The organism is Kangiella sp. HZ709 (genome assembly GCF_009674675.1).
GTDB lineage: Bacteria > Pseudomonadota > Gammaproteobacteria > Enterobacterales > Kangiellaceae > Kangiella.
The window spans coordinates 608,813-625,723 of the sequence record NZ_WKJC01000001.1 but is presented as its reverse complement, the minus strand read 5'-3'; the positions used below and the strand labels follow the sequence as shown (position 1 = coordinate 625,723).

Annotated in this window: 14 protein-coding genes, 1 other RNA gene and 1 pseudogene; 15 read left to right on the top strand and 1 reads right to left on the bottom strand. The window is 38.0% G+C overall.

Features of this window, described 5'->3' with window-relative positions:
* Window positions 1-3: 3 nt before the first annotated feature.
* Window positions 4-2,130 carry a prolyl oligopeptidase family serine peptidase gene (locus tag GJS41_RS02760; protein ID WP_154245800.1) on the bottom strand — a complete coding sequence of 709 codons (2,127 nt, stop codon included), beginning with the start codon at window positions 2,128-2,130 and terminating at the stop codon, window positions 4-6.
* Window positions 2,131-2,219: 89 nt separating this feature from the next.
* Between GJS41_RS02760 and nadA the strand changes: the two genes are divergently transcribed.
* From nadA to adk, 15 genes and pseudogenes are all read left to right on the top strand, one after another.
* Entirely contained in the window at window positions 2,220-3,251 is a 1,032-nt protein-coding gene (gene nadA, locus GJS41_RS02755; RefSeq protein WP_154245799.1) for a quinolinate synthase NadA, read from the top strand.
* Window positions 3,252-3,321: 70 nt separating this feature from the next.
* Window positions 3,322-4,881: a hypothetical protein gene (locus GJS41_RS02750; RefSeq protein WP_154245798.1), complete on the top strand. Its 1,560-nt coding sequence runs from the start codon at window positions 3,322-3,324 to the stop codon at window positions 4,879-4,881.
* A gap of 57 nt (window positions 4,882-4,938) precedes the next feature.
* Window positions 4,939-5,035, top strand: an RNA gene (gene ffs, locus GJS41_RS02745) — signal recognition particle sRNA small type.
* Window positions 5,036-5,214: 179 nt separating this feature from the next.
* Window positions 5,215-6,285: pseudogene (dnaX, locus tag GJS41_RS11550) on the top strand (DNA polymerase III subunit gamma/tau); the annotation flags it as partial.
* Window positions 6,286-6,413: 128 nt separating this feature from the next.
* Window positions 6,414-7,589, top strand: a complete 1,176-nt coding sequence (locus GJS41_RS11545; protein ID WP_154245797.1) for a DNA polymerase III subunit gamma/tau C-terminal domain-containing protein — start codon at window positions 6,414-6,416, stop codon at window positions 7,587-7,589.
* 18 nt (window positions 7,590-7,607) lie between these two features.
* On the top strand, window positions 7,608-7,937 hold the full coding sequence (locus GJS41_RS02730; protein WP_154245796.1) for a YbaB/EbfC family nucleoid-associated protein: 330 nt from the start codon (window positions 7,608-7,610) through the stop codon (window positions 7,935-7,937).
* 145 nt (window positions 7,938-8,082) lie between these two features.
* Window positions 8,083-8,682, top strand: a complete 600-nt coding sequence (gene recR / locus GJS41_RS02725; RefSeq protein ID WP_154245795.1) for a recombination mediator RecR — start codon at window positions 8,083-8,085, stop codon at window positions 8,680-8,682.
* Between the two features lie 92 nt (window positions 8,683-8,774).
* Entirely contained in the window at window positions 8,775-10,346 is a 1,572-nt protein-coding gene (locus GJS41_RS02720; RefSeq protein WP_154245794.1) for a S41 family peptidase, read from the top strand.
* 129 nt (window positions 10,347-10,475) lie between these two features.
* Complete coding sequence (gene htpG / locus GJS41_RS02715; RefSeq protein WP_154245793.1) at window positions 10,476-12,392, top strand: molecular chaperone HtpG; 1,917 nt, start codon at window positions 10,476-10,478, stop codon at window positions 12,390-12,392.
* 80 nt (window positions 12,393-12,472) lie between these two features.
* The gene (locus GJS41_RS02710) at window positions 12,473-12,826 is read left to right on the top strand and encodes a VanZ family protein (protein WP_154245792.1); all 354 of its coding nucleotides are present in this window, start codon (window positions 12,473-12,475) and stop codon (window positions 12,824-12,826) included.
* Between the two features lie 100 nt (window positions 12,827-12,926).
* On the top strand, window positions 12,927-13,451 hold the full coding sequence (locus tag GJS41_RS02705; RefSeq protein ID WP_154245791.1) for a hypothetical protein: 525 nt from the start codon (window positions 12,927-12,929) through the stop codon (window positions 13,449-13,451).
* Window positions 13,452-13,625: 174 nt separating this feature from the next.
* Complete coding sequence (locus GJS41_RS02700; RefSeq protein WP_154245790.1) at window positions 13,626-14,489, top strand: hypothetical protein; 864 nt, start codon at window positions 13,626-13,628, stop codon at window positions 14,487-14,489.
* A 21-nt stretch (window positions 14,490-14,510) separates the two neighbouring features.
* The gene (locus GJS41_RS02695) at window positions 14,511-15,287 is read left to right on the top strand and encodes a GNAT family N-acetyltransferase (RefSeq protein WP_154245789.1); all 777 of its coding nucleotides are present in this window, start codon (window positions 14,511-14,513) and stop codon (window positions 15,285-15,287) included.
* A 2-nt stretch (window positions 15,288-15,289) separates the two neighbouring features.
* A complete protein-coding gene (locus tag GJS41_RS02690) occupies window positions 15,290-16,045 on the top strand; it encodes a 1-acyl-sn-glycerol-3-phosphate acyltransferase (RefSeq protein WP_154245788.1) in 756 nt (251 codons plus the stop codon).
* A 196-nt stretch (window positions 16,046-16,241) separates the two neighbouring features.
* Entirely contained in the window at window positions 16,242-16,898 is a 657-nt protein-coding gene (gene adk, locus GJS41_RS02685) for an adenylate kinase (protein ID WP_154245787.1), read from the top strand.
* The last annotated feature ends 13 nt before the right edge of the window (window positions 16,899-16,911 follow it).

Sequence of the window (16,911 nt, the reverse complement as noted above, 5' to 3'; positions counted from 1 at the left end):
AATCTAAGGCTTTATTTTTAATTGATTCTTCAAGAAGTATAAAGCTTCAGGCAATAGCTCCACATGGTTGGTAGAAAAAATTAAAGGCAAGTTATTCTTAGTATGGTTTTGGATTTTTGCCAAGTATTGCATATTGTCGTTTAGATGGCTTTGGCTAAATACAAATAATGCAGGGTAAGCTTTGTTGTTAATATTAGAAAAAGGGTCTATTGTTAACAGTTGATCCAAAGAGTTTTTATTGCTCACTTCTCCGTATTCATCTTGCCAAGTCTTTTGCAGCGGCTTAGTTTGTGAGTATTCTACTAAATTAAAGTAACCATCTATCAATAGAGCGGCAGAAAACTTAGACTCACGATTATTGATTGCTTGCGCGATGATAGAACTATTGTAATGGTCCCCCAGAACTGCTAACCGACCACTTGATGTATAGTTCTTATCTAATAGCCAGTTTTGCGCCGCAAGTAAATCTTCTATAGCTTTATTCTTCTTATTTCCAGTTGCCGATTTGTGCCAATTTTTTCCATAAGTCCCGCCACTGCGTATATGGGCAATTGCAAGAGTGCCTCCATAGGCTAAAAATGCTTCCAGAAAGGCTGAGTAATGGTAATCATCCAGCATACCAAAACCTTGATTGGCAATTAATAAAACTGGCTTATCCTTTGCTATGCTTTCTTTTGCTAACAAGCTTATAGGTATCCTACTGGAATCTTCACTACGATAGAAACTAAGTTGGTGCGCATAATCCGCAAGATTACTCTTAAAGTTATCGGAAAAATCACCATTACTAAAAATGGGTGTCAAATTATTATCTTTGATCTCTATTGGTCTAGCAGCTTGATTCAGTGCTTCAATAGTCAATAATGGCTTTTCACTTAACAGAGCCTTACCTTTTACATTGCTTAAGTTAGATTTTGTAAAATGAATCTCTGAGTAAGGTGGCGTACTGCCGATTTGAACTTTATTTTTGCCGTACTGTTTGGATAAAAACAACTCACTTTGTCCGTTGTCTCGGTAAAGCAGGAGCCATTGATTGCCTAAATAGCGAGCATCAATTAAGACGCCACTGGTTTGAGCTATAACTTCTTTCCAATAGCGTCTTTGCGGTTTGTTTAAATCGATACTAATAATTCTGTTGCGTGATGCCGCTAAATCAGTCAGAAAATAAAGGTTATTATCACTTGAACCTACAAGCTCAAGTTCTGCTTTAGAAGAAAATAGAATTGCAGAGGTTTCCGCAGATTTACCTAGTCCATTGATGACCCAGAATCTTTTCTCACTTGAGCTTAAGTTCTCAGACGAAACAAAGAGTTGTGTATTACCAAAAATCAAAGTGGCATCTAATGCTTTCCACTGCGTTATTAGTTCCGTTTCCTTTAAATGCTCTTCAAGATTAAACAAAGTTTTCTGATTAACCCCAAAAACATCCGCCCTCAAGATGCTGTTATTGGAAGTGAAAATGAATTGAGTATCATCAACCCAAGATAATTGAGTTTTATCACTGGTAACTGGAAGCGAGATAGAGCGGAAGCTGTTGGTAAAAGTATCAAATAGTCGCCATTGAAAATTCTTTGCTTGGCTTTCTAGAATACCAACAAACCTACCAGAATTTGATAGCGACATAGCGACGATTTCTTTATCTTGCGGAATGTCTAAATCCGTATTGCTTAACTCATGAGTAATTTTATTATATAAACTGAATTGCCAGCTATTTTTATTGCTCACTCTATTTAGGCGGATTAAGTAATAGAAATAGTTTTTCTTAGCAACAAATGGAAAGCTAACATTTGTTTTTGCTGCTAGCTTGATTTTTAGTTGCTGGAATTCTTTACTATCAAAATATTCTAGGTTATTTTGCTCTTGAATTTCCAACCATTCTTGAGTTGCTTCAGAGTCGTTATCTTCTAACCATTGGTATTTATTATTTAGTGTTTTCCCAAATAGCGGATAACTATAATCGATTTCTGGGTATTTGACCGACTCAGCAGTGTTAGCACTAGTATTAGATGTGGCATTATCCTCTGTGCAGGCTATTAATAGAAAAACTAAGGCTGCATAAGTGCATGCAGAGAAATAGTTATTAGACACTAGCTTGGTCGATTCCAATATTTGATTGAACTTGGAAATAATCATACGCTACATAATGTTAGAATAAAATTGTTTTATACTTTTGCGAATAAGAATATACTCATAGGATTATTAATAAAGTACCAGTCCTGTAAATGAATACAGCCAATGTTCCAATTATTGATATAGATATACCTTTTCCAAAACCGCCACAGGTCCTAACACCGTCACAAAAATCTGCTTATCAGGAAAAAATAATAGCTCTGCTAAAAAAGCATAATGCAGTTTTAATTGCGCACTATTATACCGATCCCGAAATTCAAGCTTTGGCAGAAGAAACAGGTGGCTTTGTTGGTGATTCGCTGGAAATGGCAAAATTTGGAGCCAATCATCCTGCTGATACTATTATCATTGCCGGTGTGAAATTTATGGGCGAAACAGCAAAAATTTTAGGTCCAGCAAAGCGTGTTTTAATGCCAACATTAGAGGCGACCTGTTCACTTGATTTAGGCTGTCCGATTGAACTATTTGATGACTTTTGCAACCAGCATCCTGATCGTACAGTTGTTGTTTACGCCAATACTTCTGCTGCCGTAAAAGCAAGGGCTGATTGGGTAGTGACTTCCAGTATTGCGGTTGATGTTATTGAGTATTTACAAGATAAAGGTGAAAAAATCATTTGGGGACCAGATAAACATCTAGGGCGCTATATTCAAAATAAAACCGGCGCCGATATGTTATTGTGGCAGGGCGCTTGTATTGTGCATGATGAGTTTAAATTCCAAGGGTTAGAAAAGGCTAAAGCGCTTTACCCGGAAGCCGCGGTACTAGTCCATCCTGAATCACCACAAAAAGTAGTTGATTTGGCCGATATGGTTGGCTCAACTTCTCAATTGATTAAAGCAGCTAAAGAATTACCGCAAAAACAAATGATTGTTGCTACTGATAAAGGTATATTTTTTAAGATGCAACAAGCAGCGCCTAATAAAGAGCTTATTATAGCTCCTACGGCAGGAGAGGGTGCGACCTGTCGAAGCTGTGCCCATTGCCCTTGGATGAAAATGAATGGATTACAGCTACTATCGGAGGTTTTTGAAAATAATGAAAATGAAATTTTTGTAGATGAAGGTTTGAGTGAAAAGGCTTTGGCACCACTCACTCGTATGGTCAACTTTGCTAATCAATAATAACAAATCCTTCAAAGTTGATATTAATAGATATACTTAAATCGAAATATAATTCCATATAGCGCATAACATGAATATAAAGTTAGACTTAAGCTTCCCAGAAGTATTAGAAGGTCAACAATTCCTCACGGAAACTGAACCTGGACGTTTGAAATCGATTCTTACAATCAGTGACTCCCAAACGATCAAGGCTGAAATATTAAAAACTACAAAAATTGTCTTTGATCTGAATCGTTGTGAATTATCACTGTCTGATGCATTGATTATTATAAAAATATTGCATAATAAATATTCTAATATAAGTAATATGATTAGAGATTATTCGGATGATGCAATTCTAATAAATAAAGATGTCGATATTCACCTGCATCAACTTACCAGAGAAATGACACATGCTACTAAGCAGTGTGTAGTTAAATTAGAAAGCAATAATAAGTGGGTTTTTGGACTACCCAAAAAATTGGCTTTTGCAATAAACTTGGCCCTTCATTATCTAACATTGTTTAAACTCGAACACTATCAATTGGATAAATCTCTACCAAGCTATTTATGGCAAGAATTATTCCAACTTTACCAGTTTTCAGAGGTAAATAAACTCACGGAAATAAGTGTAAAGGATGATCCTATCAATAGTATTAGAGTATCAAGAAACATAAAGTCTTCATTTTGTAGGACAGCATTAATGGCTTCAATGGAGCCCTATACGTTAAATCGAGAAGAAAGTTGGAATACATTTTGCTACTTAGATAATTTAGTATCAGAAATAAAGCTAACAAAAGATAAAACTATCCCTAGCGAAAGCAGCTATTTTGCATTTAATTATGCAAAGGCTTATCGACCAGAACAAGTTCAAGAGAATCATAAACACGATGAAAACTCACGATACTTAAATATGTTAGGTTTTACTTCGAAAATAAAGCAAGAGCTCAGTATATTCAATGCTAGCAAACCTTTAAATCATCAGTTTTTAACACCTAACAACAAAGTTATGCATGGAAAGCTCTTGCAGATGGTTTACCGTTATTCAATTAAGTATATCGCTAGAGCAAGTGATCGTTACCCAGTGGATGTTGAGGCTAAAGTTATATGGGGCTTTGATGATATAAAAGCCTTAATAACTAGTGATTTGAAGCTCAATGCCTACCCAGCATCGGAGAGTTTTGAAACGGCTATTAAAAGTCCTCAATCAGGTTTGCCTACTGTATGGCAAGCAGTTAACCAAAGCCAAGGGGGATCTTGTATTGAGGAATATCAGCATAAAGGTCTGAAAGTTAACAACTCAACACCAATGATGATAGCTCTGGATTTTCCCGGGCAGCGGGGTGCTTGGCAGTTTGCTTTGAGTCGATGGCACAAATCGAAAAATTCAAGTAATATCATAGGCTTACAATATGTCAAAGGTCCGGTGCGAATGGTCCAGTCTAGCAATAAGGAGCTAGGCTCGTTGATAATGATAGGGCCAGATCATAATGATCAACACTTTTTATTCACTCCCCATGAGCAGTTAAAGATGACTAAGAATATGATTATTCAAACTGAAGAAGGCAAATTACTGGTGAGTAACAAAGGTATTCTTACTTGTGAGAATGCGGATTTAGTGAAAATTGAGATTGTTAAAAAATCTACTTAATAGATCTAATTAAGCCTTTACTTAATAATCGCTTTTGTTGGATAATGCCGGCGGCTCTGCTGGTCCCCCCGCAATGATAGATTGTGAATCCCGCCAGGCCCGGAAGGGAGCAACGGTAGCAGTTGATTCGTGTGCCGGGGTGTGGCTAGCAGAGTCTTTAGTTAAGATTACCTCTATTATTTCTCTCGTTTCAACAACCATCCCTTCTTGACTGCTTAATAACCAAATAATTTCATATAAGCAGGACAAAGCCTTGCTCAAGCTATTCCATAGCACAGTCTAATTATGGTAAAGTTTGCTCATTGAATTCCTCCTAGCTACTAAGAATAAAATATGAGCTACCAAGTGCTCGCTCGTAAATGGCGACCGAAAAATTTCAAAGAATTACAAGGTCAAGAACACGTCAGTCGTGCCTTGATTAATGCCATTGAAACTGAGCGTTTACACCATGCTTATTTATTTACCGGTACCCGCGGGGTTGGTAAAACCACCATTGCCCGTATCCTTGCTAAGTGTCTAAACTGCGAAACTCATGGCCTAACGGCTTCACCTTGTGGTGAGTGTGGTTCCTGCGTAGAAATCGATGAAGGTCGTTTTGTTGACTTGATAGAAGTTGATGCCGCATCGCGAACTAAAGTAGATGATACTCGCGAGTTATTGGATAACGTTCAATATCGTCCTACCAGAGGACGCTATAAAGTCTATTTAATCGATGAAGTTCACATGCTTTCTAACAGCTCATTTAATGCGCTATTAAAGACATTAGAAGAACCTCCTGAGCACGTGATTTTCTTATTGGCGACAACTGATCCACAAAAACTTCCTGTGACAGTTTTATCAAGATGTTTACAGTTTCATTTAAAACATATGGATGAAGAGATTATTAGTAAGCATCTTGAGTATATATTATCTCAAGAAAGTATTAGCTTTGAGGCTATGGCTTTGGGTTTAATTGCGCAATCAGCGGAAGGCAGTATGCGCGATGCTTTAAGCTTATTAGATCAAGCGATAGCATTTTCTGATGGTAAAGTTAATGAATCTGATATCAGAAATATGTTAGGTACTATTGACCACCGTTTCATGGATAAACTTTTAAATGCGCTAGCGAAAAAAGACTCCAAACTTGCAATAGATGCTGTAGCAGAGATGAGCAATTTTCCGATTGATTTTGCAGATGCTTTAAAAGAGTTGCTTAGTAGGCTCCATCAAATTGCTATTTTTCAAGCTACACAAGTGCTATTAGATTCTGCAGCAAATTACCTGCAAAAGTATGCGGAGTTAATCTCTCCACAAGACTTACAGTTGTATTATCAGATGGGTTTGCATGCGAAAAAAGATTTGGCGTGGGCAGCAACACCTAAGCAAGGTCTTGAAATGGCTTTGTTAAGAATGCTCGCTTTTCAGATTGCTGCCCCCGGTCAAGCTTCTACAGAAATGGTTTCTGCAAAAAAAAAATAGTAAAGAATAGCAGTTTAATAAGTAATAAAAACCTTACTAAAGTAGAAGAAAAGCCTGTCTCAGAAAACACTCCGGTGACACCTGAAAAAACTGTAGAGTTAAGTAAAGAAAAAACTATAGAAAATTCCAGCGCTCAGTCATCCTCAAACAAAGTTGATCAAGTTACTGAAAAAGCGCCATCAAAACAAAACAGCAGTAAAGGAGCTCTATCCATAGAACTGACCTCAGATAATACTGAGTTGGAACAAACAGACGCTACTGAATATGACTACTCCGACTACCACTGGGGTGAGGTTGAAGACGCTGATGAAGACGTTATGCATGAGTCAGCAGATAATAAGTCTCCTGAATTAGAAACGAAACCTCAAGCAGTTGCTGAACAATTAGCAGACTCCAAAACTAATGGCCTTGCTAATCATTCCAAATTATCACAAGCAGAAAGCTTAGAAACACCCGAGAAAACTTTAAAAGTTGACCCACTAGCTAGTTTGCATGCAGCTTTGGGTTTAGGCAGTGGCGCGCTAGAAACTAGTCTTAAAAGCAAGCCCGAGCATGAACCTAATCAAAATGTGAATACTACTGTTGCAAACGCCAGTCAAGATATTAGTGATGTTGAACCACTTGAGCCCCCTAAAGCTTTTAGCAAAAGCATTGAAGATGAACTTGAGGAAACTTCCAAGAAACCATTATCCATTCCTGATGGTTTACAAGAGACTGTAGAAGTGGACACAATAACTAATGGGTTTCATCAATTCAAACCAGAGTTATCAGACACAACTAGTAATGAGCATGAAATAATTCTGCAGACTAGTGAGCAAGCTTCTGTTGAGTTAAAGCAGACACGTAAAGAAAATTATTTGCTTGCTAAAGTCAGCGATGAGTGGGCAAAAGTCGTGTTAAAATTAGGCTTAGTGGGTACTTTAGAACAAATTGTTCATTCCAGTCTTTTTGATTGGATAAGTGATAATCAAGCGAATATTCAAGTGGATCCTAAGCTTGATTTGATATGTACGGATAGTGCAAAAGCAGGTATCGAAGAAGCTCTGGTGGTTTTTTATGACAAAACGCTATCGATAACCTGGTCTTTTTCCGAGGCTAAACGAGAAACTCCAGCCGTGATTTTTGAGCGTTTAATGCAAGAAAAGCATGCAAAGGCTTGTGAAACTCTCCTAAAGCACCCATTTAGTAAAGAAATAATACAACACTTTGATGCTCAACTGATAAAGCCGTCAGTGAGATATTTAGAATAAACTATTAGAGGTATAACCATGTTTGGTAAAGGTGGATTGGGCGGTATGATGAAACAAGCCCAGCAAATGCAAGAAAAAATGCAACAAGCGCAAGAGGAAATTGCTTCAATGGAAGTAGAGGCAGATGCTGGTGCTGGTATGGTCAAAGTGACCATGACTGGTCGTCATGACGTTAAAAGGATCGAAATTGATCCAAGTCTTATGGAAGATGATAAGGAATTGTTAGAAGATTTAGTAGCCGCAGCAGTTAACGCTGCTGTGCGTAAAGTAGAGCAAACTTCACAAGAGCGTATGGCTGAAGTAACCAAGGGTATGAATCTTCCCCCTGGTATGAATTTACCGTTTTAAATTTCTTTTTAGGGTTATAGTTTGTTAGTTTCGCTTTCAAAACATACTGTATTTTACATACACTCAGTTTTTTCAATTTGAAACTGCCGGCTATATCCCTAAAAAACCGGCTTTAAAGTCAACGATATTAACTATAGATATTCAGATGCAGTCACCTTTAATAAAAAAATTAATCGATGCCTTTTGTTGTTTACCAGGGGTTGGTCCTAAGTCTGCTCAGCGGATGACCTATCATTTGTTGGAGCGCCATAAAGATGCCGCTAGCCACTTATCTGAATCTCTAGCACAGGCCGTTAAAGGAATTAAACATTGCCAACGTTGCAGAGATTTCACTGAAAATGATGTTTGTACCATTTGCGATTCTACAGCCAGAGACACGACTTTGCTCTGTATAGTAGAATCACCAGCTGATGTTTATGCAATAGAAGCAACGGCAGGTTACAAAGGAAAATATTTTGTATTGATGGGCCATTTATCACCATTAGATGGAGTTGGGCCTGACGATATAGGTTTGGATGTATTAAAAGAATTGGTGATAAAAGAAGCGCCTGCTGAGATCATTTTAGCAACTAATTCTACGGTAGAAGGTGAAGCCACGGCTCACTTTATCTCTGAGATGTTCAATAAATCAGAGGTAACCATTTCTCGTTTGGCATCCGGCGTACCTATTGGAGGTGAGTTAGAATACCTTGATGGAGGCACATTAATGCAATCGCTTTCGGATAGACGTATTTATCAAAGTTAATAATTGATACAAATTTACTACTGTGTCCTTCACTTTTTATGCATTATGGTATGGTTAGCATATCAACAGTTTATTTATGAAGGTTTAAGTCTATGATTAATATCAGTAAAAGTTTGCTTTTTGTATTGTGTCTTGCGCTCTTATCTTCTTGTGGAAGCTCTGATAATGATGATAGTCCGGGAAATTTAACTTGGACATCTGGCGTGTTTGAAGCTTCAACTAGGTTTGACGCACGTTGCGAAAATCCGCGCTCTGGGAATGATATTAATGGTGATCCTTGGCCTGATGTTCAAGGTTCAACATTAGATGAGAATTTTTGGTTACGTTCTTGGAGTGATGAAACTTATCTTTGGTACAATGAAATTGTTGATCAAAATCCGGCTAATTTTTCTAGTCCGATTGCGTATTTTGAAGAACTTAAAACTGATGCCGTAACAAACTCAGGGAATGCAAGAGATAATTTTCATTTCACTCAAGATACTGATGAGCAGCAGCAAGAAGCCGCAACTGGTTCATCGGCCGGTTATGGACTTCGTTTTAGAATTCTAAGCTCTTCACCCCCAAGAAGAATCGTTATTGCTTATAATGAACCTAATTCTCCAGCCAGTGCTGCTAATGTTGAGCGGGGTGCTGAAATTATCACTATTGATGGAGTTGATGTTGAAAATGGCGCTGATGTGAATGCACTTAATTCGGGCTTGTTTCCTAATGATGGTGAAACACATACATTTGTTATTAGAGACTTAGGAGCTACAACCACTAGAACAGTTGACTTAACGGCAACTACCGTAACGAGTGACCCAGTTCAAAATGAAACCGTATTTAATACTGCATCAGGAATCGTTGGCTATATGCAGTTTAATACTTTCGGTACACGTATAGCAGAACAAGAGTTAATAGATGCCTTTATTGATTTCTCAAATCAGGGAGTTCAAGATTTAGTAATTGATCTTCGCTACAATGGTGGCGGCTTCTTATTTATTTCTAGCCAACTAGCTTACATGGTTGCAGGGCCTACTCGAACACAAAATAAAATATATGGAACTAATGTTTATAATGACAAATTTAATGGTGTAGATATTTTTGGTAATACCAATAATCCAACGCCATTTTTCAGCGCTCCATCTGATCAGGGTACGGCACCAGGAGGCGTTTTACCTGATTTAAATTTGAATCGAGTCTTTGTACTTTCAACAGGCTCAACCTGTTCAGCTAGCGAGGCTTTAATCAATGGTTTAAGAGGAATTGATGTTGAGGTGGTTTTGATTGGCGACACTACATGCGGTAAGCCTTATGGCTTTTTCCCAACAGATAATTGTGGAACCACTTATTTTACTATTCAATTTAGAGAAGAAAACGATAAGGGCTTTGGCGATTATGCCGATGGATTTATCCCTTCTGCAACGGATAATGGGCAAGACTTCGTGAGAGGTTGTACCGTACCAGATGATTTTACAAAAGCATTGGGAGATCCTACGGAAGCTTTACTGGCAGCAGCCTTGAATTATCAGGCAACAGGTTCTTGCCCAACATCAACTAATAAGTTTGCCCCAGCACAACCCAATAGGGCGAACTTTATTCAAGACCCTTTAGATTTGAAAAATTCAAAACTATATAAAGAACGCACATTCATTCGCGATAATCGTATAGATTTACGAATGTAATCTTATTGATATAAAAAAGGAGCTTAGGCTCCTTTTTTATTAATATATTTAACAAATATGACTTGAATATAAGGCATTAATCCCCAGATAGAATGCAGTTTTATAGTTATACTTAACTTAGGTTCAAAAATGTCTACTACCACAGAAAAACAAACCCATTCCTTTCAAACTGAAGTAAAACAGTTATTGCATTTGATGGTGCATTCACTCTACTCAAATAAAGAGATTTTCTTAAGAGAACTTATTTCTAATGCTGCTGATGCAGCGGATAAACTACGTTTTAAAGCGTTAAAAGATGCTGAACTGTACCAAGGTGATTCAGATTTAAAAATACGTATCACTACCGATAAAGAGGCTAAAACCTTAACCATTTCCGATAACGGGATTGGTATGGATCAATCTGATGTGATTGAGCATTTAGGAACTATTGCTAAATCGGGCACTGCTGAGTTTCTTACACAATTAACAGGCGATCAAAAGAAAGACTCGCATTTAATTGGTCAATTTGGTGTAGGTTTTTACTCTGCTTTTATTGTTGCAGATAAAGTTAGCGTTATTACTCGTAAAGCGGGTGATATAGAGTCTGACGCTGTTATTTGGGAATCCGCTGGAGATGGCGAATTTACCATTGAAGCAACAACGAAAACTAATCGCGGTACGGACATTATTCTTCATTTAAAAGATGATGAACATGAGTTTTTAGAAGATTTTCGTTTACGAAATATCATTGGTAAATATTCAGATCACATCTCATTACCAGTAGAAATGCTTAAGCAATCAATGCCATCTACGGATGATGACGTTGAAGAGAATATTGAAGCTACCGAGTTTGAAGCTGTAAATAAGGCTACGGCTTTATGGACTCGAGCAAAATCAGAGATTAAAGATGAAGAGTATCAAGAATTCTACAAGCATATCTCGCACGATTTCCAAGATGCTTTAACTTGGGCACACAATCAAGTTGAAGGTAAGCAAGAGTATACAAGCTTGCTATATATCCCTTCAAAAGCACCTTATGATCTATGGAATCGTGATCGTCAACGCGGTGTAAAACTGTATGTTCAGCGTGTCTTTATTATGGACGATGCTGAGCAGTTCTTACCAATTTATTTGCGCTTTGTTCGTGGCTTATTAGATTCAAACGACCTGCCATTAAACGTTTCTAGAGAAATCTTACAAGATTCGGCAACAACTCAATCTTTGCGCAGCGCAATGGTTAGTCGTGTTTTAAAAATGCTTGAACAATTGGCCAAGAAAGATGCTGATAAATATCAAGAATTTTGGGATGAGTTTGGACAAGTGCTTAAAGAAGGGCCTGGTGAAGATTTTACTAATAAAGAAAAAATAGCCAAGTTATTCCGCTTTAGTTCATCGCATACCGACTCAAAAGTACAAAATGTCTCGCTTGATCAGTATATCGAGCGCATGAAACCTGAGCAGGAAAAGATCTACTACATTGCTACCGAAAGTTTCTTAGCCGCTAAAAACAGTCCGCATTTAGAAGTATTCCGGAAAAAGGGCGTCGAAGTTTTATTAATGTCTGATCGTATTGATGAGTGGACCATGTCGCATTTGCAAGAATATGCTGGCAAGCAATTTGTATCTGTGACTCAAGGTGATTTAGACTTAGGTAACCTTGAAGATGCGGAAGATAAAAAAGCCCAAGAGAAAGCCTCGGAAGATAATAAAGGTTTAGTTGAAAGAGTAAAAACAGTATTAGCCGATAATGTTAGCGACGTTAAAATAACGATGCGATTAACTGATACGCCGGCTTGCATTGTGGCTGGAGAAGGCGATATGCCATTGCAGATGATAAAAATGATGCAGGCGGCGGGCCAGCCAGTTCCTGAAACTAAACCAGTATTTGAGCTTAACCCTGAACATGCACTTATTCAATTAGTGGACAATGAGCAAGACGAAGGGCAGTTTGCAGAGTGGGTTGAGGTTTTATTCAACCAAGCACAGTTGGCTGAGTCGGGTCAGTTAGAAGACCCTGCAAGTTTTGCTAGTAAGCTAAATAAGCTATTGCTAAAATTGGCTCAGTAATAGCGTTTGTGCATTTAAAACCGCCTGCGAGTTAAATTCCAGGCGGTTTTTTTTGGACCATTAACAAATCATGAGTGAAGATGTTTATATTTACGAGTAAGTTTTTTAAGGTGCTTTTCGTGGTTGCTAGTGTGGCAATTCTCACGGTTTCGCTGCTACCGGGTAAGAGTCTGCCTTCTAATTTGATTTGGGATAAAGCGGGGCATTTCATAGCTTATGCTGGCTTGGCCGGCATTTGCCGTTTTGCTTCTAATAAGCGACAAAATTGGCAGATTATTATTGCGGTCATTCTTTTTTCTTTCTTAATTGAGTTATTACAGCAGCTAATACCGAACCGCTCGTTTGAATGGTATGATTTATTGGCAAATGGCTTGGGAGCATTATTTGGAACAATAGCGGCTTACTTTATTAAGCCATTGATTATCAAGAAGTAATAAGCAAACATTATCAAGGCTATTCGCATAATTTCATATTTTTTGTAATAATCGGCTAAGAACTAAATCTTAACTACAAATATAAGAAAAGGTCGATCTTTTGAATCTATTACAAGTCGCTATTTTTGATAATAAAGTGTTGCTGCAAGAGCTAGCGCAGTTGCTAAATCGCATACATGCAGGCGATAAAAATTTCTATAATGATAATTTAGAGGTTTTGAATAGTATAACGATAGGGGCACATGTTCGGCATATCTTAGAGCATTATCAAATTTTCTTTAAAGCTTTAGATATAGAAGTCCCTATTAACTATGATTCAAGAGAGCGTTGTACTGGTTGTCAGAACTGCGCAAAGACTGCTATAGATGTAATTCAAGAGCTAGTTAAAGAGTTAGAGTCAATGTCGCCATTGGATAATTCCGTCGAGGTGTCTTTGATTACCAATCCAAGTCTAAAAGATATGGTTTCACAATCCAGTATCTTGCGTGAAATGCAGTTTTTACAAAGCCATACAGTCCATCACTTAGCCATTATCGGTATTGCACTAAGACAAAAGGGTTTCACCGTTGATGGCAATATGACTAAGGCGCCATCAACTAGGCAATTTGAATCCAGCGCCAGCTAATTTGTAAAAATGCTTTCCTTAAGAAGTAGAAGACTCCTATTTTCTCGCTGGTGCAGATATACCCGCTGGGAGTTTTGGCCAGTTTGGTTATTTTATATCCCGATCGTTTTTTATATTTTCTGGCTCGCTTTAAAATACCGTGGAGCGACGTTATTCAGTATTGCTAATCCCAAAATGGATTTTGGCGGTATTTTTGGTGATGACAAATCTAATACTTTAGAGCCAATAGCATCGGCTATACCTGCTTCTGTGCCTAATTCGTATATATTTAATTCAACAACCAATAGCGATCAATCTCTGCTGCTAGAGCTAACTTATCCTCTGGTATTAAAGCCTAATAATGGTTATCGCGGGACTAATGTTGCGATTATTCATGATAAGGCTTCAGCTGTTAAGTATTTAGAAACGCACTCACAGCAAACCACTTTGCTGCAGGAATATATTGCAGGAGAAGAGTTCGGAGTTTTCTATATTAAGCCACCAGAGCATGAAAAAGGGTTTATTTACTCTATCGTTAATAAGAAGTTCCCATCGGTTACCGGCGATGGAGTCAGCACATTAGAAACTTTAATTTTGCAAGATGCTCGCGCAGTTATGATGGCACCTACTTTTCTAGAAAAACATAGTAAACAACTTAATAGGATCTTAGCTAAGGGTGAAGTTTTTCAGTTAGTGGATGTGGGTAGCCATTGCCGAGGTGCCTTGTTTTTAGATGCCAATGAATATATTAGTGAGAAGCTATCCAAGTCAATTGAGCAGCTAGCTAAAGCCATTCCTGAATTTCATTTTGGACGCTTTGATATTCGAGTCGATACTATCGATAGCTTTAGGCGGGGCGAAAACATTAAAGTGCTTGAAGTCAATGGCGTAACCGCAGAGGCTGCGCATATTTATGACCCTAAAAATTCTTTATTTGACGCTTATAAAGTGATGTTTAAGCAATGGGAGTGGGCATTTAAGATTGGCAAAGCAAATAAAGAACGAGGCTTTAAGCCAATTAGGCTGAAGAAGATTTTAACACGATGGTTGCAGGCATAAATTTAAAAAGATGGTGGAAGTATGAGTAAAGGCGTTTCTAAAGAAATTTTAGCAAGCGTTGCTGAAATACCTTGTAAAATTAGTGCTGGAAAATATACAGTAAAACTTGCAGAAACTGAGCAAGAAATTCAGCAAATCGAAATACTACGTGAAAAAATATTCTTCAAGCATTTATCAGAAGAGCAACGTAAATCTGCTGAAACAAGAGATTATTATGCGCATCATTTAATTGTTATCCATCATGGAAAAGAGGGCGATCAAGTAGTAGGTACCTTACGGTTGATTAATAGCCAGTACTTGCCTAGAAGCGAAAAGTTTTACTCCCAAGAGTACTATCAATTCGATCAATTATTAGCCAAAAACAAGCACTGCTTAGAGCTTAGCCGGTTTTGTATTGAAGAGAAGTTTCGCAAGGGTTCTATACTATTATTGATTTGGAAAAGTGCCATGAATTATATCAACCATTTAAAAGTCGATATGATGTTTGGTATTTCAAGCTTTCCAGGCCAAGAAGCGACTGAACACGCTAATGTATTGAGTCTTTTGCATCGTGATTATCTGGCTGAAGAAGAGTTAATGCCTCAGCCTACCAAATCAGCCCATCCTATTTCGAGCATACTAACAGACGATGTCGCTAAAGAAAGGCAGCTACCGACTTTGGTTCGCGGTTATTTGAAAATGGGTGGAAAAATTAGTGACCATTATTATACTGACCCTATTTTTAATACCACTTTTGTTTTTTTGTATGTGGAGTTTGATACCTTCAAAAACTATGTTCAAGAAATAGGTAAAAGATAAAGATGTTAAAAGCTCTCAATATCCTAAAAGCTTTTATAAGAGTGCTTATTTTCTTGTTATGGACAGGGCTGGCATTAATAGTTTTTGTGGTAGCAATCCCGCTTGGTCAGCGCTTAACCATTGCTAGGTTTTGGCATAAGGGCTGTTTAAAGCTATTTGCAGTCAAGCTTAAAATAATGGGTGAGAAGAGCCAACATGCTCCTATCTTGTTTGTAGCTAACCATGTTTCTTATTTGGATATCATCGTCCTAGGCTCTCAACTCAAAGGCTCCTTTGTTTCTAAAGCTGAAGTTAGAAAGTGGCCGCTATTTGGTTGGCTTAGCACGCTACAAAATACGGTGTTTATCAACAGACGAAGTCGTGAGATCAAGGTACAGCTGAAAGAGTTGTCTAACCGTGTCGCTAATCAAGAAAATTTAATTATATTCCCAGAAGGCACTTCAACTGATGGGAAAAGCGTTAAACCCTTTAAGTCGAGCCTCTTCGCCATTTGTGATTTACACCCCGAACTTAATATACAACCCATTGGCTTGAAATACCTTAATAACAAAGGCGAGCCGTTAAGTGATCAAGTTAGAAATCAATATGCTTTCTATGCAGATTTTCCCTTTGGTGCTCACTTTTGGGGAATGCTGCAAGGTTCTGGAGTTTGTGTAGAGGTTAGTTTTTCCCCAATTCTTAAGATGCAAAGTCATTTAAATCGTAAAGAACTTGCCGCCGTTAGCCATCAGTTAGTTTATGATGATGTCGGTAGTTGATCCTTAGCTTTTAAAACACAAAAAAGCTCGTTAATAAAAGAGCTTATGTTCAGCTGACTAATAGATTGAAGTAAATCGCTTAAATTATGGGAAATAGTCATAGATTATTTGTGATTTTTACTTGAGCTAAGTGGTTATTCCAAGTATCTTAGCGCCTACTATGCTTTTTCTTATTTTTGTTCGTTAGGAGCGATAAATGCGCATTATTTTATTGGGCGCGCCAGGTGCCGGAAAGGGTACTCAAGCACAATTTTTGAAAGATAAATACGATATCCCACAAATTTCTACTGGCGATATGTTACGCGCCGCAGTAAAGGCTGGCTCTGAAATGGGTTTGGCTGCAAAAAAGAAGATGGATGCAGGCGAATTAGTCTCTGACGATATTATTATTGGCATCGTTAAAGAACGTGTGAAAGAGTCAGATTGTGATAATGGCTATTTGTTGGATGGTTTTCCAAGAACCATTCCTCAAGCAGACGCTATGCGCGAAAACGCCATTGACGTTGATTTCGTGGTTGAAATTGATGTGGATAATGCAGAAATCGTTAAAAGATTAAGTGGTCGTCGTGTTCATCCCGCTTCTGGTCGCGTTTATCACGTTACTTACAATCCGCCGAAAGAAGAAGGCAAAGATGATGTGACTGGCGAAGAGCTCATTCAGCGCGATGACGACCAAGAAGCAACCATCTTGCATCGTTTAAACGTTTATCAAGAGCAAACTCGTCCTCTAGTAGATTACTACTCAAATTGGGCAAAAGAAGACGCTCAAGCTGCCCCAAAATACCTTAAAGTAGCCGGTGTTGGCTCAGTTGAAGACATTCGTGATGCTGTCTTTAATGGCTTAGAAGCTTAATAAGGTACAAGAG

Excerpts from the sequence above, each read along its gene's own strand:
- GJS41_RS02760 (WP_154245800.1), bottom strand. The coding sequence starts at position 2,130 with ATGATTATTTCCAAGTTCAATCAAATATTGGAATCGACCAAGCTAGTG.
- nadA (WP_154245799.1), top strand. The coding sequence starts at position 2,220 with ATGAATACAGCCAATGTTCCAATTATTGATATAGATATACCTTTTCCA.
- GJS41_RS02750 (WP_154245798.1), top strand. The coding sequence starts at position 3,322 with ATGAATATAAAGTTAGACTTAAGCTTCCCAGAAGTATTAGAAGGTCAA.
- GJS41_RS02730 (WP_154245796.1), top strand. The coding sequence starts at position 7,608 with ATGTTTGGTAAAGGTGGATTGGGCGGTATGATGAAACAAGCCCAGCAA.
- recR (WP_154245795.1), top strand. The coding sequence starts at position 8,083 with ATGCAGTCACCTTTAATAAAAAAATTAATCGATGCCTTTTGTTGTTTA.
- GJS41_RS02720 (WP_154245794.1), top strand. The coding sequence starts at position 8,775 with ATGATTAATATCAGTAAAAGTTTGCTTTTTGTATTGTGTCTTGCGCTC.
- htpG (WP_154245793.1), top strand. The coding sequence starts at position 10,476 with ATGTCTACTACCACAGAAAAACAAACCCATTCCTTTCAAACTGAAGTA.
- GJS41_RS02710 (WP_154245792.1), top strand. The coding sequence starts at position 12,473 with ATGTTTATATTTACGAGTAAGTTTTTTAAGGTGCTTTTCGTGGTTGCT.
- GJS41_RS02700 (WP_154245790.1), top strand. The coding sequence starts at position 13,626 with ATGGATTTTGGCGGTATTTTTGGTGATGACAAATCTAATACTTTAGAG.
- GJS41_RS02695 (WP_154245789.1), top strand. The coding sequence starts at position 14,511 with ATGAGTAAAGGCGTTTCTAAAGAAATTTTAGCAAGCGTTGCTGAAATA.
- GJS41_RS02690 (WP_154245788.1), top strand. The coding sequence starts at position 15,290 with ATGTTAAAAGCTCTCAATATCCTAAAAGCTTTTATAAGAGTGCTTATT.
- adk (WP_154245787.1), top strand. The coding sequence starts at position 16,242 with ATGCGCATTATTTTATTGGGCGCGCCAGGTGCCGGAAAGGGTACTCAA.